We start from the raw sequence: 25,740 nt of genomic DNA, 5'->3' as shown, positions 1-25,740 counted from the left end.
GTTGATGCCGGATATGCAATCAAGGCACCACGAGCGTGTCCGGCACTCCACATTGTCATGAGGTTTCGAATGTCGCATCGACTGACAGGTATTCTTCTTGTCGCGCCGGCACTGGCGATCGTCCTATTACTGTTCATCGTACCGCTTTTCGGAGCGATCACCGGAGCTTTCAATGTTTCCGGGGAATGGGGAACCGGCAATTTCACCAAAGCATTCGAACTTTATTCCAGCGACATCATCTTCACCTTTGTCATCGTTACACTGTCGTCCCTGCTGATTGCATTATTTTCCATCGCCATCGGCGGTTACCTGACGCTCGGCTCCAACCCGCGCGCTGTCACTGTCCTGCGCTGGCTCTATCGCTGGCCGCTTTTCATCCCCTTCATCGTGGTTGGTCAGATACTTCGCACCTTCCTAGCCAAAAACGGGTTGATGAACAGCCTGCTCATTGAAACTGGGCTCCTAACCCCACTGCAGGCAATGAGCTTTCTCGACTGGCGTGGCATCGTCATTGCATTCGTCTGGAAACAGACGCCATTCGTCACCTTGCTACTGGCAGGTGCCATGGCATCCATCGATCGCAGCACGATTGAATCCGCTCGCAATCTTGGTGCCGGGCGGCTGCGCATTCTCATTGAGATTGTTCTGCCGCAAGTCCGCCAAACGCTGCTCGTGGGGTTGATACTGAGCTTTGTCACCATGATGTCCGTCTTGTCCGTTCCTTTGATGATCAACGCCCAATCACCAACGATGATCACGGCAAACATGGCATTCCGTATCAATGCTTATGGGGATTACGGCGTCGCAAATGCATTGGGTACGATCTCGCTCCTCATGACCAGCCTCGTCGCCTGGGTTTACCTGCGCCAGACCATGAAGGAACACGGCCAATGAGCAACATCATCGACTGGCGCTGGATACCGCGTGGCATATTGCTTGGTCTGCTCGCCTTCGCGATTTTCGGGCCGCTCGCCAACCTGCTTCTGTGGGCTGTAGCTGAGCGTTGGTATTTCCCACACACACTGCCGCTTCAGTATGGTTTCTCTTTCTGGGCGAATGTGTTTTCGCCTCGCGGCAATGCGCTCTCGTCACTTGGCACAAGCTTTCTTATTGCAGGCCTGACAGTGATCGTTTCACTCGGCCTCGCCATTCCCGCCGGTTATGCTCTGGCACGCCTGAAACTGCCGTTTCGCGGGCTGATCCTACTGACGCTGCTGATCCCGCAAGCTTTTCCAAACCTGCCCGTTTACGTAAACATCGCGCAGATGTTCTACTCTTTCGGCCTGAATGGTACGATCACAGGCGTCGTTCTGGTGCATGTCACTCATGGTCTGGTCTATGCCGTCTGGATCGCCACGGCAGCGTTTTCGGCAATTGATCGGGAGCTTGAAGAAGCGGCGCGCTCAATGGGCGCTTCCGCCCTCAAGACATTCTTCGACATCACCCTGCCAATAGCCGCACCGGGTTTGCTTGCAAGCGCGATCTTTGTCTTTCTTGAATCGCTCGATGAGTTTACCGGCACTTATTTCGTTGGCGCCCCTGATATTTCCACCCTGCCCTTACTGCTTTATACAGCGAGTTCCGGCGGCAATTATCAAATCGCGTCGATCAGCGCATTGATATTGCTGGTGCCATCAATTGCCTTCATGTTCGTGGTCGAGCGCTTCCTCAGGGCCGATGTCCTTTCAAAAGTAGGGCGATAAAATGCCAGATAAAGAAATACAGCGAGAACAGGACAGCGCGGATAACCAGCCACGGTTCATCAGCGCGCACGAAGTCGCGCTCGAGGCAGGCGTGTCACGCTCCGCTGTGTCCCGAACCTTTACGCCTGGCGCCAGTGTTTCGCCCTCAACACGCGAGAAAGTGCTGAAAGCTGCCGAAAAGCTGGGTTATCAGGTCAACGATCTTGCACGCGGTCTTCTTGCCAATCGCAGTCGTATCGTCGGAATGATTGCGGCAGACCCGGATAGTCCTTTTCGCTCCCGCCAGATTGCAGCGCTTTCCCGTCGACTTGCAGCACGTGGCAGTGTGCCGGTGTTGATCCCGACCGGCCAGCATGGAGAAAACCTCTCTGCGGCCCACGAAACGCTGTTGCGCTATCGTGCCGAAGCGACGGTAGTTCTTTCCGGCATGCCCTCGTCGTCATTTGTCGATCTTGCCCAACGAAACGGCCAGACCCTGATCCTCGTCGGACGAACCGAAGAGGGAGCCGATCATATTCACATCAACAATCGACTAGCCGCCGAAACGGCTGTCGAAATTTTCGCGGCACGAGGCATGAAAAAGCTTGGCCTCATAACGTCGAATGTCGGTAGTCTCAATCTGATTGAACGTGAGGAAGCTTTCATCGCCAAAGGCAAAAGCCTTGGATTGAGCGTCAGCGTACAGCGCGGTGACCTGACCGACTATGACGGCGGCTACGGCGCGGCCTCCTTACTCCTCGGCGAGCAAGAGCGCGTCGAAGGCGTGTTTTGCGTCAACGACCTTATGGCTTTCGGCCTGATGGACTGCGCACGCGATGTCTTCAATCTCTCTATTCCTGACGATATTTCGGTTATCGGCTTCGATAATGTCACGGAAGCACGCTGGGGGGCCTACCGGCTGACAACATTCGATCAGAATGCTGAACGCCTTTCCGCCGAAATCATCCGTCTGCTTGACGAGAGACAGGCCGCACCAAATGCGCTGCCTCAGACAGTTGTGCTCGAACTACCGCTCATATTGCGGAACAGCGTCAGGCCACTTAAAAACGAACGCGGCGTTCGAGGGATGCCAAATCAATGACTTTCCACTCCATCTGGTTGCGTCCTGCACGCGATGACCTCAAATTTCTGGAATCCATCGTTGCAGAACTGGCTGGCCACTTTGCTTCGCCCGTATTTGAACCACATGCGACACTTGTACCCGATATGAAACGCTCGGCAGACGAACTGCTGCCGCTGGTGCTCAGCCTTGCGGTCGGTCGCAAACCTCTGGATGTTCTCATTGAGAACGTGACCGGAACCGAGGCTTATTTCCGCTCTTTCTACGCCACGCTGCAGAAAACACCTGCACTCATGGCACTGAAACAGGATTCACTGGGTATATCTGGAGAGAACGACATCTCGACTTTCCTTCCACATGTTTCGCTTGCCTATGGCGTTGCTGATCGAGCTTCGCGCGCAACAGAGATGACTCGCCTAGCAAGATCACTTGCTGGTCGCAATCTACGCTTCGACCGAATGGTGATCGTCAGTTCTTCAAGCGAGACACCAATCGATCAATGGATCGTCAAACACGAAATTTATCTTGCCGGATAGAAAAAGCCTGCCAGTCGGCAGGCTCTCTATACGCCCTCTCGGCTCTAAAGCGGACGCGGATACTGCCTGTAAACCTTTTCGATATCAGTCAGGACATCTTCCGACAGTTTGACTTGATGGGCCGCGATATCGGTCTTCAACTGATCTACAGTCGTTGCACCTATGATGGCCGAGGTCATAAACGGGCGTGTCAGTGTAAAGGCAATCGCCATCTGGGCGATGTCGAGACCGTGCTTCTTCGCAACATCGATATAGGCGCGAATTGCGGGCTCTGAGTGAACATTGTTCCGCCAGATGCCGCCTTCGGAAATGACCGCGCGCGAACCGGCGGGCAACCTGCCGCCCAGATATTTCCCGGTCAGAACGCCAGCTGCAAGCGTCGAATAAGCAAGCAGTCCAACGTCTTCGCAGAGCGCCAGCTCTGCCATGTCAAAATCGAACTGGCGCTGCAGAAGACTATATTCGTTCTGGATTGAGGCGATGCGTGGCAGACTGTGCTGCTCCGCCAACCGAAGCCACTGCATCGTTCCCCAGGCTGTCTCATTGGAAAGACCGATATGCCTGATCTTTCCGTCGCGAACCATGTCTCCGAGCCCGAGCAGAACATCATGCATCTGTTGAGTTTCTGCCGCACAATCCGTGTTGGACGGATCGAAGCTCCAGCTCTGGCCAAAATGGTAGTGTGCACGCATCGGCCAATGGACCTGATAGAGGTCAATATAGTCCGTCTGAAGCCGTTTCAGACTGTTCTCCACCGCCTCGCGAACACTGGTTCGGCTTGGCCTGGCGCCGTCTCGAATCCACTTCTGCCTACCGCCACCGGCGATCTTGCTCGCCAGTACGATCTTGTCACGTTTTCCAGATTTCTTGAACCAACTGCCAATGTAGGTCTCTGTCTTGCCATAGCTTTCTGGACTCATCGGAATGGCATATCCCTCGGCAGTATCAATAAAATTGATACCAGCATCGAGAGCAATGTCGAGCTGCTCATGAGCATCGGACTCGGTATTCTGTACACCCCAGGTCATGGTGCCGAGGCAAATTTCAGTGACAGTAAGGCCGGTACGGCCCAAAGGCTTCATTTTCACGAGAATTTTCCGGATCGATTGTTCGCAACTGCGCGATATGAGAATGGGGCCAATTGATAGCCCCACTCTTCCGTAACTGACAAGCCTGTCACGAAAGTTTTAGATAAAACTATAGAAACCTTTCAGCCGAATAAGGTTTCGGATCGACAAACGGTTCTTCTCCGACAAGCATCTCAGCAAGCAAACGCCCTGTCGCAGGTCCAAGCGTCAAACCGTGATGAGCATGGCCGAAATTGAACCATAGTCCCTTATGTTTTGGCGCCGCCCCAATAACGGGACGCATATCCGGCAAGCAAGGGCGCAATCCAAGCCACGGCGTCGTTTCGATGGCGTCTCCCAACTGGGGCACAAGCTTGCGCGCTATTTTCTCGTCCTTCTTGAGCTGTATATAGTTGGCAGGCGCATCCGGTGAAGCGAACTCTATGCCTGTCGACAGCCGCACACCCTGCACCATTGGGGCAAGAACATAGCCCGCTTCTTCATCCACCACTGTATGACCGAGCCGCGAGCCATCCTTCATGGTGAAATGAAGATGATGACCACGCTTGATGCCAAGCGGGACCGGATAGCCGAATTTTCGGAAGATGAGGCCGGATTGCGGACCAAGCGCCACGACAACATCGCGCGCATGGACGACCGCCTCCTCCGTCGTCACCTGCCAGCCACTCTCATTCTGTGCCAGGCTAACAGCATCTCCGTGAGCAACGACGCCGCCATTCCTGTGGAACAGATCAGCGTAGGCTTTAACCAGCCCACCCGGGTTCACAACAGTCTTGGGGTCAAGCCAGTGAATGCCACCAGCCACATCGCCAAGCGACGGTTCACGCTGGCGCAAGGCTGCCGCATCCAGAATATCATAAGACAGTTTGAAGTGCTGCAAACCGGGCAAACGGCGCACTGCTGCGTCGAATGCAGAAGATGACCGGAACACCTCGATCCATCCTTGCGACCGGATCAACCGTTCACTGCCCGACTGGGTTACCAGAGTATCATGCTCGCGAACACTCGCTTCAATCAAGGGCAGCATGGCATTCGTGGCAGTCATCAACCGCTCTGGCGACGATTCCCGCCAATATTGAAACAGCCAGCGAGCCATCTTCGGTATGTAAAACGGGCTGTAGCGAACGTCTGAGCGACGGTTCATCCCGTACCGCACGAGCGTCCAGAAGCCTTGCGGAAAGGAATAGGGAATGACGCTTGATCGCTCGATCAGACCGGCATTGCCGAAACTGGTACCATTTCCGGGCTCGCCTTTGTCAATCAGGCAGACAGAACGACCTCGCGCCTGCAGATGTAGTGCCGTGGACACGCCAACAATACCGGCGCCCAGAACGATGACATCTTGTTGCTGAATCGGCATTTCCGGCATCCACCAAACCAAACAAATAAACGCGCCGATTGCAGCCGGCGCGTTGTTGCTTACAGCAAAGAGCTGTATCTTTTACAAGCAATCAGTAGATGTCGAAGTCGAAATATTTCTTCACGATCGTGACATAGGTTCCATCGTCGCGAATTTTCTTGATTGCCGCATTGAACTGTTCGCGTAGATCGTCATCGCCCTGACGGAGCGCAATTCCGGTATCGGTCTGCGTGCCGGGAATATCGCCGATAAGCTTGCAACAATCCGCACCATCGCCCTTGATCCAGTCAGAAATCGGGAATTTGTCGGAAACAACCGCATCAAGCCGCCCATTCTTCAGGTCAGCATTGGCTTCGTCGGCAGTCGGGTAAAGCTTAACATCAGCGCCAGCCTTGCCGTAGACATCCTCCGCATAATTGCCCTGCGTCGTTGATCCCTGAGCGCCAACCGACTTTCCCTTGAATGCTTCGGCATCCAGCGATGTGATCGGGCTATCCTTCGACACGGCAACGGAAAGTGGTGTGGAGTAATATTTGTCCGTGAACGCAACTTCCTTCTTGCGCTCTTCCGTGATGCTCATCGATGCAATGACCGCATCGAACTTGTTCGACTTCAGGCCGGGAATCATCCCGTCCCAGTCGTTAGCAACAATCGTGCACTTGGCATCCATCGCCTTGCACAGGGCATTGGCTATTTCGACATCAAGTCCCTGAAGCGAACCGTCCGCCGCCACGAAATTGAAAGGTGGATACGCACCTTCGGTGGCGATGCGGATTTCTTTCCATTCTTTGGCCTGCGCCGGCAAGGCAGCGATTACAGATGCTACGCCCGCAAATAGGATGGCTTTCAACATAACTATTCCCCTTACTGCTTTGTTATCGTTGTAATTGGCAGGGCACCCCCCGCGAATGGTAGCGTCTGATTTCATGCGCTTGCCATGACTGAAGCACCGGACGCCTTCCACTGCAAGCAGGTTTTGAAGACGCCCGGAGTCTAATTTGTCACATCAATAGATGTCGAAATCGAAATACTTCTTGCGGATCGTTTCGTAGGTGCCGTCGTCACGGATTTTCTTGATTGCGGCGTTGAACTGTTCACGCAGATCGTCGTCACCCTTGCGCAGGGCAACGGCGATCTTCGTTTCAGAACCCGGAATATCACCAAGGAACTTGCAGCAGTTTGCGCCCTGCTTTTTCAGCCAATCTGCGGCGAGGAATTTGTCGGCAGCGATCGCGTCCAGACGACCGCTTTCGAGATCAGCATTGGCTTCGTCAGCCGTCGGGTAAAGCTTCACATCCGCGCCTGCCTTGCCGTAGACATCATCAGCATAGTTGCCCTGCGTGGTGCCAGCCTGTGCGCCAACCGTCTTTCCATCGAATGCCGACGGATCGAGCGAAGTCATATCCGTATCCTTCGGCACGACAACCGCAAGCGGCGTCGTGTAATAGCGCTCGGTGAAGGCAACCTGCTTTTCGCGCTCTTCGGTGATGGCCATCGAAGCGATGACTGCATCGAACTTGTTGGCCTGCAGGCCCGGGATCATGCCGTCCCAATCATTGGCGACAATCGTGCACTTGGCTTCCATCGCTTTGCAAAGCGCATTTGCGATATCAAGATCGAAACCTTCAAGCTTGCCATCTGGAGACATGTAGTTGAACGGCGGATATGCGCCTTCGCTGGCGATACGGATTTCTTTCCATTCCTTTGCCTGAACAGGCAAAGCGAGGAAGACGGAGGCCAGACCGGCCAGCAAAACTGATTTCAACATGACTTTCCTACTTCTTTAGAAGCGCACCCGAGAACTGTGAAACGGTTCTCAGTCAAGATGCGCCGGTAGACACACATAAGGCGGAGTAGCACATCCATCCGCCAGTCTGGATTGGGCAATGCGCTTAAACCCGATCCGATTCAATTGCGACTTTGATAGGACAGATTGACTGAATACCAAAACGCAAAAAGGGTCTGCTGCGTACCAGCGCAACAGACCCCGCATTCATGCGGCAGAAGCTATCAGGCAACCATACGTGCGCAATGATCTTCTTGTGCATATGCCTTGCCAAAGCGGTTCGAAAGGAATGCTTCGAGCGTAATGTCTTCCTGGCGGATAAAGCCCTGCTGCGGAAGATCACCCTTGGCCAGCATGTCGAGCACAGCGCAGATCGCCGAAGCCGTGGTAATCTGGATGCCCGAGCGAATGATCTTGCCAACCGGAGCGGCATAAACCTTGTTTGCGTAGGTTTCCTGAACCAGACGGCCGTTCTTGGTGCCGGAAACGGTCACAAAAATCACCACGACGTCCTGAAGAGTCGTCGGCAGGGCATTTTCGAAGATGTCCTTGAGCACTTCACGGCGATGACGCAGGCCGAGATCGTTGAGGAGCGCCTTCATCAGCGCAACGTGACCCGGGTAGCGGATGGTGCGGTAGTTGAGCGTGCGAACTTTGCCTTCCAGCGTTTCGCAGAGCGTGCCGAGGCCACCGGAGGTGTTGAAAGCTTCGTAGGTAACGCCGTCGAGCGAGAACTCTTCGCGTTCTTCGAGAGCAGGAACTTCGCTCAGCTCGCCATTCACGATGGCTTCGCACGGCTCGATATATTCGTTGATGACGCCGTCGGTGCTCCAGGTCAGATTGTAGTTCAGAGCATTCGAAGGGTACTGCGGCAGAGCGCCAACGCGCATACGAACGCTGTCGAGCTTGTCGAAACGCTTCGCCAGATCATAGGCAACGATGGAGATGAATCCAGGAGCAAGGCCACATTGCGGAATGAAAGCGGTCTTGGCTTCCTTCGCCAGTTCCTTGACGCGGCGTGTGCTGGCAACATCTTCGGTCAGGTCGAGATAATGAACACCTGCCTTAGCAGCAGCTTCGGCGATACGGGTCGTCAGATGGAATGGAGCGGCGCTGAGTACAGCGAACTTTCCGGTCAGAGCAGTTTCAAGAGCCTTGGCATCTTCAATATCAAGCGCCTGCGTCTTGACTTCTGCGCCCGATTCCAGTGCATCGAGCTGCGCCTGAGAGCGGTCGACAACGGTAACGGCATACTCGCCTGTGGAAGCGAGAAGATCGGCAATGGTGGCACCGATTTTGCCTGCGCCGACAACTACGATCTCTTTCATATAACTTTCCCCTTGGAATGCAATTCGGATATGCAAGAATCGCATAGTTCTATGCAAAAAGAAGCATACAAACTGACGATATGACGTTGTTTGTTTGCACATATTGACGTATTTAATATGCATTATGACGACAGAAGCCGATCTTACCCTCATCGCCCTCCTCCGTGAAAATGCCCGCGCCTCGACAGCTGACCTCGCACGGCGCCTCGGAGTGTCCCGAACTACTGTCCAAAGCCGCATCGAAAAGCTTGAGAAACGCGGAGTTATAGAGGGCTACACGGTACGAATCGCACCGGAATTCGAGCGTGATCTGGTTCGCGCTCATGTACTGGTGACCGCACTACCCAAGCTCGCGCCCAAAGTCGAAACAGTTCTGCGCGGCATGATGGCCGTTCGCTCGCTCCATTCCGTCAGCGGGCATTTCGATATGATCGCCGTTGTGGAAGCTCCTTCTATACAGGAACTCGACGCCGTTCTGGATCGTATAGGCGCGCTGGAAGGCGTTGAGCGCACGATGTCATCCATCATCCTTTCGACGCGGATCGATCGCTGAGGCACAAAGATTAGTACGGCAGCAAACGAGATCCCTCGCACCTATCAGATGGAGATTGCTCCACTGGAGCGCTTTCGGCGAAAGAGCATCGCCGCAAGGCCTAAAAGCACGGTGCCTGCGATGAACAAAAATGCTGCGGCAGCGATAGCCGGACTGATATTTTCTCGAATTGTCGAAAACATCTGGCGTGCCAAAGTACGCTGATTTGGACCAGCGACGAACAGCGTCAGCACAACCTCGTCCAATGAAGTCGCGAACGCCAATACTGCACCAGACGCGATGCCCGGCATGGCGAGCGGAAGTGTGACTTTACGAAAAACTGTCAGAGGCGATGCGCCAAGGCTTTCGGCTGCCAATTCAACACGGCGGTCGATACCTGCCAGAGCACCCGTAACGCTCACCAGAACAAAGGGGATCGAAATCACTGTATGCGCAACAATCACACCGAGATAGGAATTCGCTATTCCGAGCCGGACAAACAATAGCTGCATACCGACGCCCATAACCACGGCGGGAACGACCATGGGCAACAGGAACAAAGTTTTAATGGGGCCTGAAAGAAACAAAATCCTGCTGCGCAGGCCAAGTGCTGCCATCGTTCCCAGCACAGTCGCCAAAATCGTTGTTCCTGATCCGATAATAAGGCTGTTGACGATTGCGCGCCGCCAGACATCCGCCGTGGCGAGTTCTTCAAACCAGCGCACTGACCAGCCGGGCACTGGATAGGTCAGAAACACGCTGGATGTGAATGCAAGTGGAAGAATTGCAAACAGCGGAGCAATCAAAAAGACCACCGCGGCCACACCGAACAGGATTTTCGCGAAACGCCCCATGTTCATGCTCTCCCCCGCTCGTCAGCGGTGAGCCGTCCGTAAACGGCATAGAGTACGAGACAGGCGACGAGCAACACGAGCCCCAATGCACCAGCCATACCCCAGTTGGCCGAACCGGTTGCGTAATAGGCGATGATCGAGCTTATCATCTGGTCGCCCGGTCCACCGATCAGAGCCGGAGTTATATAGTAGCCAATAGCGCTCATGAACACGAGCAGCATGCCAGACAGGATGCCACGCATACTTAAAGGCAGTAGTACCCGCACGAAAGCCCTCCAAGGCGGTGCGCCGAGCGATGCAGCAGCCGGCATGAGATTGCTCGGGATCGATACAAGAACGCTATAAATCGGCAGCACCATGAACGGCAAAAGTACATGGGTCATGGCTATCACTACCCCTGCCCTGTTGAAGATCAACGGTAGCGGTCCATCGGTGACGCCAAGCCAGATCAACGTATCGTTGATAAGTCCCTTATCCTGTAGAAGGATGAACCAGGCAGCAGTACGCACCAGCAATGATGTCCACAACGGCAACAGAACTGCCGCAAAAAGCACACTCCTGATCCAGCCTGAGGATGATGTGAGCAAGACGGCATAGGGATAGCCAATTATTGCACAGGCAAGTGTCACCAGCGCGGCAATCCAGAACGTGCGCAGCATAATCGCCCGGTTGGCCGATGTACCGGGCGCCATTGAAACAATTTCTCCGGATGTATCGCGCTCCATATCGACCGCCGCGAGCAGGTTGCGATCAGTTGTTGGTGAAAGCGCATTCGCAATAGCATGCCAAAACTCCGGTCGGCTCCATCGTTTGTCGATCATTTCCAGGTCAGGAACAGGATCGCCCTTCTCGATGGCTGAAAGTGTTTTGCTCATCAAGGTACGAAAGCCCGATTGGGCGCTGTTCAAGCGGCGGACCATGTCGCCTACGGCCTGCTGGTCGGTCGAAGCCTTCAGGTCTGCCACGAGCGCCTGTTTCATTTCAGGTGATGGAGCCGATTGTCCGTCCCAAAGAGTTACAGCCTCGGCGGTCTGGGGGAGAACACGCAAAACCGCCGTATCGGACACGGCCTGTTTCATCATCACCCCAAGTGGCCACAGAAAAAACAAGACAATGAAAACAAGCAGGGGCGCGATCAGAAATATCGCTCGGACAGTTTTGCCGAATGGAACCGTCATGCTGCAATAGTCCAGCAATCAGCAGCATTGAACCCCGCTACGACATCTGTTCCAGCCGCCCATTCACGCGCTTTCCTGTCAAGACGCACAATAAAGTCATGAGCACTGGCATCCAGCTGGATACGCAGATGGTCCCCTTGATAGACACTGTCGATCACACGTGTTTTAAGAAGATTGTCTGAACCACCTTCCCCGCCCAGTTCGATGCGCTCGGGCCGGATGGACAGAAGAACTTTCTGTCCCGCCCCCAACGTTCCCTTCGATGATGCGGTTAGTGTGCCGCCATCCTTCAGACGAATGAAAGCGCTCGTACCTTCCACCCGCTCGACCGTTCCTTCAGCAAGATTGGTTTCGCCTATAAATTCGGCGACGAAACGGGTCTGCGGCTCATCATAAATTGCACGCGGCGTGCCAATCTGTTCGATTTTTCCTTTGTTGAAGACAGCGATCCGGTCCGACATAGTCAGCGCTTCGCTTTGATCATGGGTGACAAAGACAATCGTCAGTCCTAACCGGCCATGCAACGCACGAATGTCAAGTTGCATCTGTTCACGCAGCTGCTTGTCGAGCGCGCCAAGCGGCTCGTCCATCAGGACCACGCCCGGCTCGAAAACCAGTGCACGGGCGAGCGCCACGCGTTGTTGCTGTCCGCCAGAGAGTTGCGATGGCTTGCGTTCACGCATTGTGGAGAGCTGAACCATATCGAGCACCTTATCCACCAGCTTGCCAATCTCTGCTTTCCCAACACCTCGCATCTGAAGCGGAAAGGCGACATTCTCGCCAACTGTCATATGGGGGAAAAGCGCGTAGTTCTGAAAAACCACTCCCATGTTGCGCTTGTATGAAGGAACCGTATTGATTGCCTTGCCATCGACATGGATTGCTCCACTGCTTGGACTTTCAAACCCGGCAAGCATCATCAAAAGCGTCGTCTTGCCTGAACCGGAAGGACCAAGAAGGCTCACGAATTCACCTCGATCAATATCGAGGTTCAAACCATCTATAACTTTGAAATCACCGTAGGATTTGCTGATATTCTCGAAGCGGATGCGGCAGTCCGTCAATGAATCACTCCATCTTCCGGAAAACAGGGAAACCCCGCCGATATTGCACCGACGGGGCCATGACTGTGAATTATTGCGCCAGCCAGGCGTTGAAGCGCTTCGTCAACTCTTCGGAATTATCGATCCAGAAATCCACGTTAAGAGGAAGGGCGTCTTTCAGATTGGCTTCCGCCGTTGGAAGATCCGATGCGAATTCCGCAGGCACCTTGCTTGCAGCTTCCTTGTTCGGCAGACCGTAAGCGACATATTTCGGCAGCTTCACCTGATTGTCGGGCTGGCTGGCAAAAGCAATGAAATCCAGCCCTGCATCCTTGTTCTCGGCATCTTTCAGGATCACCCAGCTATCGACAGCATAAATGCTGCCCGGCCAGACCACCTTGAAGTTCTTGCCTTCGCTCCTGTTTATGCCCGTGATGCGCCCATTATAAGCTGATGCCATCACAACTTCATCCGAGGCCAGCAATTGCAGTGGTTGTGCCCCTGCTTCCCACCAGACGATATTCGGCTTCAATTCATCAAGTTTTTTGAACGCGCGATCCACGCCCTCCGGGGTTGAGAGCACATCATAGACCTCATCCTTGCTGACCCCGTCGGCGAGGAGAGCGAATTCAAGCGTATACTTGGCACCCTTACGCAAGGAGCGCTTGCCTGGAAACTTCTTCACATCCCAGAAATCAGCCCAGGATTGTGGGCCATCTTTCAGCTTGTCCGCATTATAGGCGATTGCTGTCGACCACACGATTGCCCCTACACCGCAATCATTGACCGCACTGTCGAGGAACTTGTCCTTGCCGCCAACCTTGTCCCAATCAATCTTCTCGTAAAGACCGTCAGCACAGCCGAGAGCAAGTTCTTCGGCTTCTACCTGCACGACATCCCAGTTGGGTTTTCCTGCTTTCACCTTCGCCTGAACGACGCCGTAACCACCGTCCCAGGATTCATCTAGCAAAGGTTTGCCGGTCTTCTCGGAAAAAGGTTTGAAGTAAATTTCACGCTGGGCGTCCTGATAGTTGCCACCCCAAGACACGACCGTCAGGTCGCGAGCAGCAGCGGAGCCAGTATAAAGTGCGGTTGCGAGGAGTCCGCCCATCAGGGCAAGGCGAGCAATTTTCATCGACATGTTCCCCATTTTGGTTCGGCGGGTTGTTCCCGCCGTTGTGTAATGAGGTCATGCTAACTTGATCGGTAGTCGTGGGCAATATTGTAGTCGCCCAACAATGCAAAAGTAGTATCTGCCCAGCTAGATGTGACAAATCCGGGCGGGAAAGCACCCGGATATGTGATCTAGTTATTGTCAGACGCGTTCCAGCGCAATGGCGATCCCCTGCCCGACGCCGATGCACATCGTTGCAAGAGCGTATTTGCCGCCATTGAGCGCGAGTTCGAGCGCCGCCGTACCCGCGATACGCGCCCCGGACATGCCGAGCGGATGCCCGAGCGCAATACCACCACCGTTCGGATTGACGCGTTCATCGTCATCAGCAATTCCAAGATCGCGCAACACTGCCAGTCCCTGCGACGCAAATGCTTCGTTCAGTTCAATCACATCGAATGCATCGGGTGCGATACCAATACGTGCAGATAGTTTCTTTGTCGCCGGAGCGGGACCAATACCCATGATGCGCGGAGGAACACCCGCCGTGGCGCCGCCCATAATATGGGCAATCGGTGTGAGGCCGTATTTCTTGATGGCTGCTTCAGATGCGATGATAAGCGCGGCAGCTCCATCATTGACACCGGAAGCGTTACCCGCCGTCACAGTGCCCCCCTCACGAAAGGGTGTGCCCAACTTCGCCAGTGCTTCCAGGCTCGTGGCGCGAGGGTGTTCATCCTTAACGACAACGACCGGATCGCCCTTGCGTTGCGAGATCGTGACCGCAACGATTTCCTTTGCAAGGCGTCCATTGGCTTGCGCGGCTGCCGCCTTTTCCTGACTGCGAAGTGCAAAAGCGTCCTGATCCTGCCGCGAGACGTTGAAATCTTCGGCAACATTTTCACCCGTTTCAGGCATAGAATCGACACCATACTGTTTCTTCATCAAAGGGTTGATGAACCGCCAGCCGATTGTGGTATCGAAGATTTCCGCCTTGCGTGAAAATGCAATGTCGGCCTTAGGCATGACAAAGGGGGCGCGGCTCATGCTCTCCACACCGCCAGCAACGAGCAGTTCCGCCTCACCAGCCCTGATAGCGCGTGCAGCCGTTATGACTGCATCCATCCCGGAACCGCAGAGACGGTTGATCGTCGTTCCAGACACTCCTACCGGCAGCCCGGCCAGAAGCAGCGACATGCGCGCAACATTGCGGTTGTCTTCCCCCGCCTGATTGGCCGAGCCAAAAATCACATCGTCGACAGCTTCCCAATCGACGGAACCATTACGCTCCATAAGCGCTTTCAGCGGAATGGCGCCGAGATCGTCGGCACGCACGGAAGAAAGCGCGCCGCCATAACGACCAATGGGAGTGCGAATGTAATCGCAGATATAGGCTTCACTCATTACATGGTCTCACAATTCGGGAACAACGAGATCGGCGACCGGGCCGTCGACATGCAGCTTTGCGCCGGTCATGGCTTGAAGGTCTTCCAGCGTCATGGCGGCCAGCTTTTCACGCAACACGAAACGCCCCTTGTCGATATCGATCACAGCATGGCTGGTATAGATGCGGGTGATACATGCGACGCCGGTTAGCGGAAAAGTGCACTTTTCAACCAGCTTCGGTTCACCCTTCTTCGTTACATGCTCGGTGATGACGACAACTTGCTTCGCACCATGTACCAGATCCATCGCACCGCCCACTGCGGGCACGCCTTTGGCGCCAACACGCCAATTGGCGAGATCACCGTTCTGGGCAACCTGATAGGCGCCGAGAATCGCGACATCGAGATGTCCGCCGCGCACCATCGCGAAACTATCGGCATGATGGAAAAATGCCGCGCCGGGCTTTAGCGTAACAGCCTTCTTGCCAGCATTGATCAGGTCCCAGTCTTCCTCACCTGCTGGCGGCGCTTCACCGAAATCCAGAACGCCATTTTCCGTGTGAAAAATCGCTTCGCGTCCTTCCGGTTGATAGCGGGCGACCATTTCGGGAAAGCCAATTCCAAGATTTACATAGGCACCATCCTGAATATCCTGCGCGGCGCGCCATGCGATCTGGGCGTTGGACAGTTTGATGTCATCATGAATATCAATCATCATACGTAGGTCACTCCAGCACGAATGAGCTCTTCTTCTTGCTGCGGATTTGCAACTTCAACGACACTGTCGACGAAGATACCCGGCGTGATGATATTTTCCGGCTCAATGCCGTCGAGCGGAACGATTTCCGATACCTGAACAATCGTCCTTGCAGCAGCCATACACATGAGTGGATTGAAATTACGCGCAGCCATGCGGTAGGTCAGATTGCCGTGCGTATCGCCAAGATGCGCTTTAATGAGCGCAAAATCAGCTTTCAGCCAACGCTCCTGCACATAAGGTCGTCCATCAAATTCAGCTATTACCTTGCCTTCGGCGAGTTCCGTGCCATAGGCTGTCGGCGTGTAGAACGCCGGGATACCAGCGCCACCTGCCCGGATACGCTCAGCAAGCGTTCCTTGCGGTACAAGTTCCAGATCGATTTCACCGGCAATATATTTGTCCGTGAAAGCGCGCGGATCGGAAGACCGCGGGAATGAACAGATCATCTTGCGAACCATCCCGGCATCAATCATTGCCGCGATGCCGATGCGCCCATTGCCCGCATTATTGTTGATCACCGTCAAGTTCTTCGGCCCCTTATCGATCAGGGCATGGATCAATTCTATTGGCGCGCCTGAGCCACCGAACCCCCCGATCATGACCGTAGCGCCATCGCCTATTCCGGCAACAGCCTCGGCCAGACTTCCGATTGTCTTGTCCATTTTACCTCCATACCAGAGCGTTCGAGCTTCGTGCTTGAGCGTCCGGTCGCAATCGCACTGGAGTTAGCCACCTCGTCGGCAAAGGGTCAAACATTTTGTGCGATAATTGACATTTGTTCATATATCGCACAAATTATCTACTCAAATTGAGAGGGATTTCATGCGCGAAACAGATTTCATCGGAGGTTTTGCAAAGGGATTGAAGGTCATCGAAGCGTTCGGTGAAGACCAACCACGTCTTTCAATAGCGGACGTTTCAAAAATAACTGGTCTCGATCGTGCAACCGCACGACGGTGCCTGCTGACACTAACCGAGCTCGAATATGCTGAGTATGACGGCAAGTTCTTCATGCTTCTGCCCAAAATTCTTCGGCTCGGGCATGCCTATCTATCTTCGACGCCATTGCCGACAATTATCCAGCCGCATCTGGACCGGCTCTCTGATGCCGTAGGAGAGAGCGCATCCGCATCCGTTCTGGATGGAACGGAAATTGTTTACATCGCGCGCGCCTCACAAATGCGCGTGATTTCCATCAACTTGATGGCGGGAAGCAGGCTTCCAGCCTACTGTGCTTCGATGGGGCGTGTGCTTCTGGCCTGGCTTCATGAACCCGAGGCTCAGGTGCTTCTCGAGCGCACTGAACGGAAAGCTTTGACACCATTTACAAAGGTGGAAATTGCCCCGCTGATGACAGAACTCTCCATTATTCGTGGTCAAGGTTATGCAATTAACGATCAGGAACTGGAGATCGGACTACGCTCCATCGCTGTTCCTGTTTTCAATCATCGAGGTTTAGTAGTTGCGGCGCTCAACATCGGGGCACCCGTGGCACATGTCGAAACAATTGACCTTGTGGAACGCTTCCTGCCTGCAATGCTTCAAGTCCAGTTGGATCTACGCAATTTGCTGAGATGACCGCAGAGAATGAAAAATCCAATTTATTCTATGATGATGAATCCAGAGCGGCCAGACGCTCGCGCTCCCTCAAACGGAATGTACGGGGTGTTTCACTCGTCATCTTCAGGAAAAAGCGTGAAAAATATGCGGGATCTGAAAAGCCAAGGCTGTAGGCGATATGTTGCACCGACGATGGCATGGCTATCAAATCGCGCTTGGCCGTCTCAATCAGCCTGCTTGCAACCATGTCTTGTGTCGTCCTTCCTGTCAGTTGTTTGACAGTCCGGTTGAGATGCGTTGATGAAACACCCAACAGTTTCGCATAAAATGAAACAGGCCTGTGTTCTCGGTAATGACGGTCGATCAGTTCCTGCAAGCGCTCAATACGAGCATGCCCATATATCTGGCGGTCTTCCTGCTCCACGAGCTTCGAAGAATAAGCGTGCCGTAGAACATAGACGAATGCGGCTTGAACAAGAGATTCCAGCAGACTGTTTTTATATGGTTTTCTCGTGTGAAACTCATCTTGTACTTGCCGCAGAAGAGAGGAAAGTAACGCCAGATTCTCGTTGCCCGCTCCTTTCATCAATATAAGTTGAGGCTGCATCAACCACTTCGCCATAACGCCCCCAGAACCGTCTCCAATAAACGGCATATGAGGGCTCAAAATCGTTACAATGTGCCCCACTATATCTCGAGAGAATGCAAACCCATGATTAAAACCGGGTGGCACCATAATGGCACATGGCGTTTGAAAGGGGTGGATGGCGCCATCGAAGCTCACCTGCCCCGTACCCCCTTCAATATATAAAAGCTGAAAGAAGCTCTCGTGACGATGCAACGAAATTTCGAAATTATGCAAACTTGATCGCGAGAAAAGCGTCTCGCAGTGTAGCCAAAAATCCGGCTTCTGCTCGCTTTCTTCTCCATAAAGCTCGTATGTTGGAACAAAATTATCCGACACTTACCCTCCAATCGTGTTCGATTTGTACAATAAATAGTCGAGATTATCCATTGCCAGCAGGAACGTTCCTTCAAGAATAAAGACGGAATTGCATTGGGAGGAACTTATGCGCACTCAGGTGGCAATCATCGGATCGGGCCCGGCCGGCCTGCTCCTCGGCCAACTTCTGACTAAAGCCGGGATAGACAATGTCGTGCTGGATCGCGTCAGCGCGGATTATATTCTGGGCCGTGTACGTGCTGGCGTCTTGGAAGAAGGCACTGTCAATCTGATGGATGAAGCCGAAGCTTCAACACGCCTTCACGCAGAGGGATTGCGACATGACGGTTTCTCACTCGCCTTCGACGGTCGGGATCACCGTATCGACCTGCACAAACTGACCGGCAAGCGCGTTACGGTTTATGGCCAGACTGAGATGACGCACGATCTTATGGATGAACGGCGGAAGTCGAACACCACCAGCATTTATGAAGCCGTCAACGTAACACCGCATGATTTCGATACGACATCGCCATATATTACCTACGAGAAAGGCAGCAAAACCCATCGCATCGACTGCGATTTCATCGCTGGATGTGACGGGTATCACGGCATAAGCCGCAAATCTGTACCAGACAAGGCAATCGATATCTTTGAAAAGGTCTATCCCTTTGGCTGGCTCGGCATACTGGCCGACATTCCGCCGGTCGCTCATGAGTTGATCTATGCCAACCACGAACGAGGTTTTGCGCTTTGCTCCATGCGGTCGCTCACACGCAGCCGTTACTACATCCAATGTTCACTTGATGAAAAGATCGAAGACTGGAGCGACGAGCGCTTTTACGATGAACTGCGCTGTCGCCTTCCGGCACATCATGCCGAAGCAATGATAACCGGACCGTCTTTCGAGAAATCCATTGCGCCTCTACGCTCTTTCGTGGCTGAACCAATGCGCTTTGGACAGCTTTTCCTTGTTGGAGATGCCGCCCATATTGTTCCTCCGACAGGTGCGAAAGGGCTAAACCTCGCCGCCAGCGACGTGCACTATCTTTACGAAGGATTGAGAGAGTTTTATCTGGACAAATCAAAATCTGGCATCGATGCTTATTCTGCTAATGCGCTTGCGCGCATCTGGAAGGCCGAACGCTTTTCATGGTCCATGACCAAAATGCTACACCGATTCCCTGATATGGTTCCGTTTGATCAGAAAGTGCAGGAAGCAGAACTTGACTACTTCTGCACTTCCGAAGCTGCCTCAACCGCACTTGCTGAAAACTACGTCGGATTGCCGTTCTGAACGGTGAATACTATAAATAAGACGTAACTAATATTATTTAATAAAACATATAAAACTGATGCTTTATTTTAGAATTGATGTAGAGTTTTATTGCTAATCGAACCCCCAGCAAGAAGTTCCGGCCAGAACTTCTTGCAAATAGCGCGGTCAGCTACCTTATTTGGGTAGCTGACCGCGTTAATCTCTAGAGCTTCACACCAGCAGCTTCGCGCAACGTCTGGATCAGAATTTGCATAGCGGCTGTCTGTGTCGTGTCAGTTCGCATGGTCAACCCTACCGGACCTTTTGTTTCGCTTGTATCGATGGAAAGAGCGACAAGCTTGCCTTCAGATACATCTCCGGCAGCAACACCTTCTGAAATGATCCACACCGCATCACTGTCGCGGACGAAAGCACGTCCGAATGCATCGGAAACGGTCTCAATCTGAACTGGCAGGGCACCTATACCGTTCGTAATCAGCAAACGATCCACAAACGGGCGAATGATTGAATTGCGTGTCGGCATCAGAACCGGGTAGTCAGCCAGATGCTCGAAAACCGCACGTCCGTCCGTCAGGGGATGCCCTGTCCTGACAAGAAATCGAACCTGCTCCGAATAAAGATGCTCGAATGAAAAACCGGTCATCTTTTCCGGCGCGGCAAGCCGCCCTACAACCAGATCGAGATCGCCAACCCGTAGCTGCTCCAGAAGAACAGCATTTTCACCCGTAACGATTTTTACACGGCTAGACGTTCTTTCCGCGAGAAACAGGCTCATCGCTTTCGGCATGATGCGTGTTGAGACTGTCGGCAAGGCGCCAATACGAATAGGCGGTCCTGATCCATCCAATTCTTGCGACACGGAATCCAGCCCTTGCCGCAAGGCGGTCAAAGCCGTCCCAGCATGACGCAGGAATACTTCACCAAACCGCGTTATCCTTATGCCACGACCATCGCGCTCCACTACTGGAACGCCCAGAATCTCCTCCAGCTCACGCATCGTCTTGGTCACTGCTGGTTGGCTGATACTCAGGAGTTCGGAGGCCTTGACCACACTCTTCTGTCGCGCAACCTCAACAAACGTATGCAGATGACGAAATTTGATCCTGTTCCCAATCACCTATCTATAACCCTGTAGTTATGATTTTTGCCAATAATATCATTTTACTTAACCAGTTCAAAGCACGACAGTGCGATGTAAGAGGAGAAAGCTGTGCAGTTCGCATCCGTAAACGACGTCGTCATGCATTATGATTTCCAGCCAATAGCCGCAGAGAAGCCTGTTCTGGTTTTCATCAACTCGCTCGGAACCGATTTCCGGATATGGGATGAAGTTCGCGCACGCCTGCGCAACGACGTATCGACGCTCGTTTATGATAAGCGCGGCCACGGCCTTTCAGATGTCGGAGCCACCCCCTACACAATCGAACTCCTTGCGACCGACCTCATCAACCTGCTCGACAAGCTTTCGATAGAACGGGCGATCATTTGCGGTCTTTCCGTCGGTGGACTGATTGCGCAAGGTGTTTATGCAGTGCGCCCCGATCTGGTGGCCGGACTCGTTTTGTCCAACACTGCTCACAAGATCGGTACAGCAGCGATGTGGGACGCGCGCATAGCTGCTATTCAGCAAGATGGCCTTTCAAGCATCCTCGACGCGACAATGCCCCGCTGGTTCACGTCCGACTATCGCCGCTCCGATAATCCTGCCTATCATGCCTATTGCAATATGTTCGTTCGGCAACCGCTCGACGGCTATGCGGCCACCTGTGCCGCGCTGCGTGAAGCGGATTTCACCGAAGTAGCCAGAACTATTTCGGTGCCAACACTTTGTCTGGTCGGTGATCAGGACGGCTCCACGCCGCCTACCCTTGTGCGCGAACTGGCAAGTCTTATCCCTGAAGCAGATTTCGCAGAGATTGCCACCAGCGGTCACATTCCCTGCGTTGAACAGCCCGATGCCTATGTCTCGCTGTTGCGCAACTTTATTTCAAACAGATTCTAACATGGAGAGTAGCCATGGCTGACAAGGCAGTGCGGTCGGAACGCTACAAGATCGGCATGAACGTACGCCGTTCAGTTCTGGGCGATACGCATGTGGATCGCGCGTCAAACGGTGCAACCGACCTTGATGCTCCGTTTCAGGAGCTTATAACAGAAGCCGCATGGGGCACGGTCTGGGCGCGACCCGGCTGGACCAAACGAGAACGGTCGATCGTTACGATTGCACTGCTTGCAGCACTCGGGCAAGACGATGAAGTTGCCATGCATATACGCGCTACGAAAAATACGGGCGCAACGAAGGAGGACATCTGCGAAGCATTGATGCATGTCGCAATCTATGCGGGGGTTCCGGCATCGAACCACGCTTTCAAGATCGCAAAGCAGACCTATGCGCAGATGGAAGCGGAGGAAGATGAAAAATGAAGAACAGTCTGCCGGAGGCAACTCCGTTCTTTGCTCGCGATCTGTCCATGCATCCACCGGCTTATACGCCGTGGTATAAGACCTCCGTCCTTCGCTCGCCTACTCGTGCTTTGCTTTCGCTCGAAGGCACCAAAAGTGAAATTACGGGCCCGGTATTCGGGCACAGTATGCTGCACGAGCTGGATAATGACCTCATCCTCAATTATGCGCGCCCCGGCGAAATGCCGATAGGCCCACGCATTCTTGTGCATGGCCGTGTTCTGGACGAGAGTAGCCGTCCTGTTCCAGGCGCACTGCTGGAATTCTGGCAGGCCAACGCTGGCGGGCGTTATCGCCACAAGAAAGAAACCTATCTTGCGGCCATCGACCCCAGCTTCGGCGGCGTCGGTCGCACGGTCACGGACGAAAACGGCTACTACTGGTTCAAGACCATAAAGCCGGGCCCGTACCCCTGGCCAAATGGTGTGAATGACTGGCGTCCGGCTCACATCCATTTTTCTGTGTTCGGTCATGGCTTTGCACAGCGCCTCATCACACAGATGTATTTCGAGGGCGATCCGCTGATCTGGATTTGCCCTATCGTGAAAACTATTCCCGACAAATCAGCTGTCGAACGGCTGGTCGCACCTCTGGACATGAGCGCTAATTTGCCGATGGATATGCTTGCCTACAAGTTCGACATTGTGTTGCGCGGGCGCCGCGCAACCTTGTTTGAAAATCGCCCGGAGGGCAACTGATATGGTGCAACCTCTCGGCTATCTGAAAGAAACCGTATCACAGACTGCGGGCCCTTACGTCCATATCGGATTGACACCCAATTTTGTCGGCATCAACGGCATTTTCGAGCAGGATCTCGGCTCCGGCCCTCTCTATGATGAGAAGACGACAGGCGAACGCATTACCATTAACGGCCATGTCATTGATGGCATGGGCGCACCACTCCGCGATGCGTTGGTAGAAATATGGCAGGCTGATGCGAAGGGCCTCTATAACAGCCCCTCCGAAACCGGCGGCAAGGCCGAGCCTGGTTTTCGTGGATGGGGCCGTTGTCCGAGCCATATGGACACGGGCGAGTTCACTTTCGAGACGATCAAACCTGGCCGCGTTTCTTTCAAAGATGGCCGCCTCATGGCACCACACGTTACCTTGTGGATCGTGGCCCGCGGCATTAATCTCGGACTGCAGACGCGGATGTATTTTTCCGATGAAGCCGATGCGAATGCAGAGGATCCGGTCCTTGCTCGTATCGAACATCGCAGCCGGGCGCAAACACTGATTGGTCAGCGTGAGGGTAGCGTCTATCATTTCGATATTCACTTGCAGGGCGAGAAAGAAACTGTCTTTTTCGATATTTGACGCATGAGCATCTCGGTCTTCGAACATCCGTTTCTGGCACAGCTTTTCGGCGACGACGAAGAGATATTGAGCCTGTTTACTGCGGCGGCTGATATTGCCGAGATGTTGCGCTTTGAAGCGGCTCTGGCTGAAGCTCAAGCGGGGCTCGGCTTGATACCGGTCGAGGCAGGACAAGCGATCAAACAAGCCTCAGAAACGTTCGAACCCCACCTATCTAATCTGGCAACAGCGACAGCGCGTGACGGGGTTGTCATTCCCTCACTCGTGAAAGAACTGCGTCTGGCGGTCGGAACGGATTACGGCGAATACGTTCATTTCGGCGCGACGAGCCAGGATGCCATCGATACGAGCCTGATTTTGCGGCTGAAACGCGCAAGTACAATTCTTTATGGGCGAATTCAGCAACTCACGCAGCGTTTCGATTGGCTTGATGCGACGTTCGGAAGGAATGCTCTGACGGGTTATACACGTATGCAATCCGCTATTCCGATCACCGTATCGGACCGCATCTCAAGCTGGAAAAACCCGCTCAACGCTTATGAGACCAAACTGAACACCATCGTCTTTCCCGTACAGTTCGGCGGTGCAGCCGGAACGCTTGAAAAATTCGGTGATCAGGCACCGGCTCTGCGTGCTTTGCTGGCTGATAGGCTCGGATTGCACGATAGCCCGCAATGGCATAGCCAGCGGGCCTTCATTGTCGAGTTCGGCAATCTGCTTTCGCTCATCACGGGTACTCTTGGAAAATTCGGGCAAGATATTGCGCTTATGGCTGAACTGGGCACCGAACTCTCCTTGACAGGCGGCGGCGGTTCATCCGCCATGCCGCACAAGCAAAATCCGGTGTCGGCAGAGATACTGGTCAGCCTTGCCCGTTTCAACGCAGCCCAAATGGGTGGGTTGCATCAGGCTATGGTGCACGAGCAGGAGCGCTCAGGCGCGGCTTGGATGATCGAATGGATGATCCTGCCGCAAATTGTTGCGTCGACTGGCAGTGCACTCAAGATTGCATCAATCCTGATCGATAAGGTGGTTCGAATCGGAAACGAACAATTCTCGGACACATAACCATCCGGGTATCGTTTATAAGGAATTTTTCATTTTACATGACCAATTAGATAGGCATGCTGAAATCAGGACATTCCCTGTTGCGACGAGACAGTCACGCGCGGGAATGGTGGGCGATAGGGAGGAGAACATGAAGAAAATTGCATTCACCGCGCTTGCGGTCTTTTCACTCACAGCATCAGCAGCTTATGCCGATGTGGTAAAGGTCGGCGTCATTGGTCCATTTTCAGGCCCGTTTGCTCTTCAGGGCAAGAACTTCAAGGCCGGTATCGACGCCTATATGACAGAGCACGGCAACACGATCGGCGATGACACTGTCGAGATCGTTTATCGCGATGTGCCGCAGGCCGATCCTGCGCAATCGAAGGCGCTTGCGCAGGAACTCGTGGTCAAGGAAGGCGTGCAGTATCTTGCTGGCTTCTATTTCACCCCTGACGCCATGGCGGTTACGCCCATTCTCAAACAGGGCAATGTGCCGATGGTCGTCATGAATGCCGCCACCTCTTCCATTGTCACGAAGAGCCCTTATGTGGTGCGCACCTCGTTCACCACATGGCAAACGTCAACCCCGATCGCAAAGGTTGCACTCGACAAGGGTGTGAAGAAAGTCATCTCGGTTGTCAGCGATTACGGGCCGGGCGTGGATGCGGAAAACGCTTTCAAGGCAGCGTTCACAGAAGCCGGTGGCGAAGTGGTCGAAGCTATTCGCATGCCGCTCGCTACGAACGATTTCAGTCCTATCATGCAGCGTATCAAAGACTCTGGCGCGCAAGGCGTGTTCGCTTTTCTGCCGTCTGGACCAACCACGCTCGGTTTCATGAAATCCTATGTCGACAACGGATTGAAAGGCTCGGGCATTCAGCTTTTTGCTCCAGGTGACCTGACACAGGAATCCGATCTTCCCGCACTCGGAGAAAATGCTCTCGGTGTTCTGACGACTTTCCACTATGCAGTCTCGCATGACTCGCCAGAAAACAAGAAGTTTGTCGAGGAAGCTCGAAAGGCCATCGGCAATCCTGTGGAATTGTCCTTCCCTTCGGTCGGCGCTTATGATGGCATGCATGTCATCTACAAGATGATCGAAGCGACCAGCGGTGAAAAAGATGCTGAAAAAGCGGTAGAGTCCGTGAAAGGCATGGAATGGATCAGTCCTCGCGGCCCTGTATCCATCGATCCCGAAAGCCGCCATATGACGCAGAACATCTATCTGCGCGAAGTAGCCAAGGCTGATGACGGCACTTACTATAACAAGGAAATTCAAACCTTCGAGAAGCAGGGCGACCCCGGCCTAAAAGCTCAATAACTCCGGCATTCAAGAGTTAACGCCTTGATGCCTGAGCAGGCGTAAAGCGCGCGCTCATGGCTCACAACTGCTTATTTTAA

27 protein-coding genes are annotated in these 25,740 nt (G+C 53.6%); 13 read left to right on the top strand and 14 right to left on the bottom strand.

Features of this window, described 5'->3' with window-relative positions; all coding sequences use genetic code 11:
• Nucleotides 1-69 precede the first annotated feature (69 nt).
• The 4 genes from CES86_RS25270 to CES86_RS25255 are packed head-to-tail and all read left to right on the top strand — an operon-like array spanning nt 70 to nt 3,299.
• Nucleotides 70-894, top strand: a complete 825-nt coding sequence (locus CES86_RS25270; RefSeq protein ID WP_012093082.1) for an ABC transporter permease — start codon at nt 70-72, stop codon at nt 892-894.
• Nucleotides 891-1,703: an ABC transporter permease gene (locus CES86_RS25265; protein ID WP_094515709.1), complete on the top strand. Its 813-nt coding sequence runs from the start codon at nt 891-893 to the stop codon at nt 1,701-1,703. The genes CES86_RS25270 and CES86_RS25265 overlap by 4 nt, the downstream gene beginning before the upstream one ends.
• Before the next feature lies 1 nt (nt 1,704).
• Complete coding sequence (locus CES86_RS25260; RefSeq protein ID WP_094515708.1) at nt 1,705-2,784, top strand: LacI family DNA-binding transcriptional regulator; 1,080 nt, start codon at nt 1,705-1,707, stop codon at nt 2,782-2,784.
• Entirely contained in the window at nt 2,781-3,299 is a 519-nt protein-coding gene (locus tag CES86_RS25255) for a haloacid dehalogenase (protein WP_094515707.1), read from the top strand. Before CES86_RS25260 ends, CES86_RS25255 begins: the two co-directional genes overlap by 4 nt.
• 44 nt (nt 3,300-3,343) lie before the next feature.
• On the opposite strand, the gene CES86_RS25250 is transcribed toward CES86_RS25255, so the two are convergent.
• The 5 genes from CES86_RS25250 to CES86_RS25230 form a co-directional block, all read right to left on the bottom strand.
• Complete coding sequence (locus tag CES86_RS25250) at nt 3,344-4,381, bottom strand: aldo/keto reductase (protein WP_094515706.1); 1,038 nt, start codon at nt 4,379-4,381, stop codon at nt 3,344-3,346.
• 115 nt (nt 4,382-4,496) lie between these two features.
• Nucleotides 4,497-5,747, bottom strand: a complete 1,251-nt coding sequence (locus CES86_RS25245; RefSeq protein ID WP_012093087.1) for an NAD(P)/FAD-dependent oxidoreductase — start codon at nt 5,745-5,747, stop codon at nt 4,497-4,499.
• Between the two features lie 91 nt (nt 5,748-5,838).
• The gene (locus CES86_RS25240; RefSeq protein ID WP_094515705.1) at nt 5,839-6,600 is read right to left on the bottom strand and encodes an ABC transporter substrate-binding protein; all 762 of its coding nucleotides are present in this window, start codon (nt 6,598-6,600) and stop codon (nt 5,839-5,841) included.
• Nucleotides 6,601-6,753: 153 nt separating this feature from the next.
• Nucleotides 6,754-7,515, bottom strand: a complete 762-nt coding sequence (locus CES86_RS25235; RefSeq protein ID WP_010658898.1) for an ABC transporter substrate-binding protein — start codon at nt 7,513-7,515, stop codon at nt 6,754-6,756.
• A 242-nt stretch (nt 7,516-7,757) separates the two neighbouring features.
• Nucleotides 7,758-8,861 (bottom strand): saccharopine dehydrogenase family protein, encoded by a 1,104-nt coding sequence (locus tag CES86_RS25230; RefSeq protein ID WP_010658899.1) that lies wholly within the window; start codon nt 8,859-8,861, stop codon nt 7,758-7,760.
• A gap of 124 nt (nt 8,862-8,985) precedes the next feature.
• On the opposite strand from CES86_RS25230, the gene CES86_RS25225 reads away from it, so the two are divergent.
• On the top strand, nt 8,986-9,414 hold the full coding sequence (locus CES86_RS25225; RefSeq protein WP_012093088.1) for an Lrp/AsnC family transcriptional regulator: 429 nt from the start codon (nt 8,986-8,988) through the stop codon (nt 9,412-9,414).
• A gap of 44 nt (nt 9,415-9,458) precedes the next feature.
• Here CES86_RS25225 and CES86_RS25220 read toward each other — a convergent pair whose 3' ends face one another.
• The 7 genes from CES86_RS25220 to CES86_RS25190 form a co-directional block, all read right to left on the bottom strand.
• On the bottom strand, nt 9,459-10,247 hold the full coding sequence (locus tag CES86_RS25220) for an ABC transporter permease (protein ID WP_094515704.1): 789 nt from the start codon (nt 10,245-10,247) through the stop codon (nt 9,459-9,461).
• A 2-nt stretch (nt 10,248-10,249) separates the two neighbouring features.
• Nucleotides 10,250-11,425: an ABC transporter permease gene (locus tag CES86_RS25215; protein ID WP_094515703.1), complete on the bottom strand. Its 1,176-nt coding sequence runs from the start codon at nt 11,423-11,425 to the stop codon at nt 10,250-10,252.
• A complete protein-coding gene (locus CES86_RS25210; RefSeq protein ID WP_012093091.1) occupies nt 11,422-12,489 on the bottom strand; it encodes an ABC transporter ATP-binding protein in 1,068 nt (355 codons plus the stop codon). The genes CES86_RS25215 and CES86_RS25210 overlap by 4 nt, the downstream gene beginning before the upstream one ends.
• A gap of 70 nt (nt 12,490-12,559) precedes the next feature.
• Nucleotides 12,560-13,603 (bottom strand): ABC transporter substrate-binding protein, encoded by a 1,044-nt coding sequence (locus tag CES86_RS25205; RefSeq protein ID WP_012093092.1) that lies wholly within the window; start codon nt 13,601-13,603, stop codon nt 12,560-12,562.
• A 180-nt stretch (nt 13,604-13,783) separates the two neighbouring features.
• Nucleotides 13,784-14,986: a 3-oxoadipyl-CoA thiolase gene (gene pcaF, locus CES86_RS25200; RefSeq protein ID WP_012093093.1), complete on the bottom strand. Its 1,203-nt coding sequence runs from the start codon at nt 14,984-14,986 to the stop codon at nt 13,784-13,786.
• 9 nt (nt 14,987-14,995) lie between these two features.
• Nucleotides 14,996-15,685, bottom strand: coding sequence for a CoA transferase subunit B (locus CES86_RS25195; RefSeq protein WP_012093094.1), 690 nt, complete (start codon nt 15,683-15,685; stop codon nt 14,996-14,998).
• On the bottom strand, nt 15,682-16,389 hold the full coding sequence (locus tag CES86_RS25190) for a 3-oxoacid CoA-transferase subunit A (protein ID WP_012093095.1): 708 nt from the start codon (nt 16,387-16,389) through the stop codon (nt 15,682-15,684). Before CES86_RS25190 ends, CES86_RS25195 begins: the two co-directional genes overlap by 4 nt.
• A gap of 160 nt (nt 16,390-16,549) precedes the next feature.
• Here CES86_RS25190 and CES86_RS25185 point away from each other — a divergent pair, with 160 nt between their 5' ends.
• The gene (locus CES86_RS25185; protein ID WP_010658908.1) at nt 16,550-17,305 is read left to right on the top strand and encodes an IclR family transcriptional regulator; all 756 of its coding nucleotides are present in this window, start codon (nt 16,550-16,552) and stop codon (nt 17,303-17,305) included.
• A gap of 28 nt (nt 17,306-17,333) precedes the next feature.
• Here the strand turns inward: CES86_RS25185 and CES86_RS25180 are convergent, their stop codons facing one another.
• A complete protein-coding gene (locus CES86_RS25180; RefSeq protein WP_094515702.1) occupies nt 17,334-18,251 on the bottom strand; it encodes a helix-turn-helix domain-containing protein in 918 nt (305 codons plus the stop codon).
• A gap of 106 nt (nt 18,252-18,357) precedes the next feature.
• On the opposite strand from CES86_RS25180, the gene pobA reads away from it, so the two are divergent.
• Complete coding sequence (gene pobA / locus CES86_RS25175; protein ID WP_094515701.1) at nt 18,358-19,527, top strand: 4-hydroxybenzoate 3-monooxygenase; 1,170 nt, start codon at nt 18,358-18,360, stop codon at nt 19,525-19,527.
• Nucleotides 19,528-19,711: 184 nt separating this feature from the next.
• Here the strand turns inward: pobA and pcaQ are convergent, their stop codons facing one another.
• Complete coding sequence (pcaQ, locus tag CES86_RS25170; protein ID WP_094515700.1) at nt 19,712-20,626, bottom strand: pca operon transcription factor PcaQ; 915 nt, start codon at nt 20,624-20,626, stop codon at nt 19,712-19,714.
• A gap of 93 nt (nt 20,627-20,719) precedes the next feature.
• On the opposite strand from pcaQ, the gene pcaD reads away from it, so the two are divergent.
• The 6 genes from pcaD to CES86_RS25140 all read left to right on the top strand — a co-directional run bounded on the left by pcaD (nt 20,720) and on the right by CES86_RS25140 (nt 25,660).
• Complete coding sequence (gene pcaD, locus CES86_RS25165) at nt 20,720-21,511, top strand: 3-oxoadipate enol-lactonase (RefSeq protein ID WP_094515699.1); 792 nt, start codon at nt 20,720-20,722, stop codon at nt 21,509-21,511.
• A 14-nt stretch (nt 21,512-21,525) separates the two neighbouring features.
• Nucleotides 21,526-21,933: a 4-carboxymuconolactone decarboxylase gene (gene pcaC / locus CES86_RS25160; RefSeq protein WP_012093099.1), complete on the top strand. Its 408-nt coding sequence runs from the start codon at nt 21,526-21,528 to the stop codon at nt 21,931-21,933.
• Nucleotides 21,930-22,670: a protocatechuate 3,4-dioxygenase subunit beta gene (gene pcaH / locus CES86_RS25155; RefSeq protein WP_094515698.1), complete on the top strand. Its 741-nt coding sequence runs from the start codon at nt 21,930-21,932 to the stop codon at nt 22,668-22,670. The genes pcaC and pcaH overlap by 4 nt, the downstream gene beginning before the upstream one ends.
• A gap of 1 nt (nt 22,671) precedes the next feature.
• The gene (gene pcaG, locus CES86_RS25150; protein WP_012093101.1) at nt 22,672-23,289 is read left to right on the top strand and encodes a protocatechuate 3,4-dioxygenase subunit alpha; all 618 of its coding nucleotides are present in this window, start codon (nt 22,672-22,674) and stop codon (nt 23,287-23,289) included.
• Nucleotides 23,290-23,292: 3 nt separating this feature from the next.
• Entirely contained in the window at nt 23,293-24,357 is a 1,065-nt protein-coding gene (locus CES86_RS25145; RefSeq protein WP_012093102.1) for a 3-carboxy-cis,cis-muconate cycloisomerase, read from the top strand.
• A 130-nt stretch (nt 24,358-24,487) separates the two neighbouring features.
• Nucleotides 24,488-25,660, top strand: coding sequence for an ABC transporter substrate-binding protein (locus CES86_RS25140; protein ID WP_012093103.1), 1,173 nt, complete (start codon nt 24,488-24,490; stop codon nt 25,658-25,660).
• The last annotated feature ends 80 nt before the right edge of the window (nt 25,661-25,740 follow it).

Source organism: Brucella lupini (assembly GCF_002252535.1).
GTDB lineage: Bacteria > Pseudomonadota > Alphaproteobacteria > Rhizobiales > Rhizobiaceae > Brucella > Brucella anthropi.
The sequence above is the reverse complement of the archived record's forward strand: the minus strand, read 5'-3'. Positions and strand labels throughout refer to the sequence as shown.

Bases quoted from the DNA above. Each gene is read 5' to 3' on its own strand.
- CES86_RS25235 (WP_010658898.1), bottom strand. From the start codon at position 7,515: ATGTTGAAATCAGTTTTGCTGGCCGGTCTGGCCTCCGTCTTCCTCGCT.
- CES86_RS25140 (WP_012093103.1), top strand. From the start codon at position 24,488: ATGAAGAAAATTGCATTCACCGCGCTTGCGGTCTTTTCACTCACAGCA.
- CES86_RS25225 (WP_012093088.1), top strand. From the start codon at position 8,986: ATGACGACAGAAGCCGATCTTACCCTCATCGCCCTCCTCCGTGAAAAT.
- CES86_RS25245 (WP_012093087.1), bottom strand. From the start codon at position 5,747: ATGCCGATTCAGCAACAAGATGTCATCGTTCTGGGCGCCGGTATTGTT.
- pcaH (WP_094515698.1), top strand. From the start codon at position 21,930: ATGAAGAACAGTCTGCCGGAGGCAACTCCGTTCTTTGCTCGCGATCTG.
- CES86_RS25250 (WP_094515706.1), bottom strand. From the start codon at position 4,381: ATGAAGCCTTTGGGCCGTACCGGCCTTACTGTCACTGAAATTTGCCTC.
- CES86_RS25230 (WP_010658899.1), bottom strand. From the start codon at position 8,861: ATGAAAGAGATCGTAGTTGTCGGCGCAGGCAAAATCGGTGCCACCATT.
- pcaG (WP_012093101.1), top strand. From the start codon at position 22,672: ATGGTGCAACCTCTCGGCTATCTGAAAGAAACCGTATCACAGACTGCG.
- CES86_RS25215 (WP_094515703.1), bottom strand. From the start codon at position 11,425: ATGACGGTTCCATTCGGCAAAACTGTCCGAGCGATATTTCTGATCGCG.
- CES86_RS25190 (WP_012093095.1), bottom strand. From the start codon at position 16,389: ATGGACAAGACAATCGGAAGTCTGGCCGAGGCTGTTGCCGGAATAGGC.
- CES86_RS25260 (WP_094515708.1), top strand. From the start codon at position 1,705: ATGCCAGATAAAGAAATACAGCGAGAACAGGACAGCGCGGATAACCAG.
- CES86_RS25265 (WP_094515709.1), top strand. From the start codon at position 891: ATGAGCAACATCATCGACTGGCGCTGGATACCGCGTGGCATATTGCTT.
- CES86_RS25255 (WP_094515707.1), top strand. From the start codon at position 2,781: ATGACTTTCCACTCCATCTGGTTGCGTCCTGCACGCGATGACCTCAAA.
- pcaF (WP_012093093.1), bottom strand. From the start codon at position 14,986: ATGAGTGAAGCCTATATCTGCGATTACATTCGCACTCCCATTGGTCGT.
- CES86_RS25220 (WP_094515704.1), bottom strand. From the start codon at position 10,247: ATGGGGCGTTTCGCGAAAATCCTGTTCGGTGTGGCCGCGGTGGTCTTT.
- CES86_RS25185 (WP_010658908.1), top strand. From the start codon at position 16,550: ATGCGCGAAACAGATTTCATCGGAGGTTTTGCAAAGGGATTGAAGGTC.
- pcaC (WP_012093099.1), top strand. From the start codon at position 21,526: ATGGCTGACAAGGCAGTGCGGTCGGAACGCTACAAGATCGGCATGAAC.
- CES86_RS25145 (WP_012093102.1), top strand. From the start codon at position 23,293: ATGAGCATCTCGGTCTTCGAACATCCGTTTCTGGCACAGCTTTTCGGC.
- pobA (WP_094515701.1), top strand. From the start codon at position 18,358: ATGCGCACTCAGGTGGCAATCATCGGATCGGGCCCGGCCGGCCTGCTC.
- CES86_RS25270 (WP_012093082.1), top strand. From the start codon at position 70: ATGTCGCATCGACTGACAGGTATTCTTCTTGTCGCGCCGGCACTGGCG.
- CES86_RS25240 (WP_094515705.1), bottom strand. From the start codon at position 6,600: ATGTTGAAAGCCATCCTATTTGCGGGCGTAGCATCTGTAATCGCTGCC.
- CES86_RS25195 (WP_012093094.1), bottom strand. From the start codon at position 15,685: ATGATGATTGATATTCATGATGACATCAAACTGTCCAACGCCCAGATC.
- CES86_RS25205 (WP_012093092.1), bottom strand. From the start codon at position 13,603: ATGAAAATTGCTCGCCTTGCCCTGATGGGCGGACTCCTCGCAACCGCA.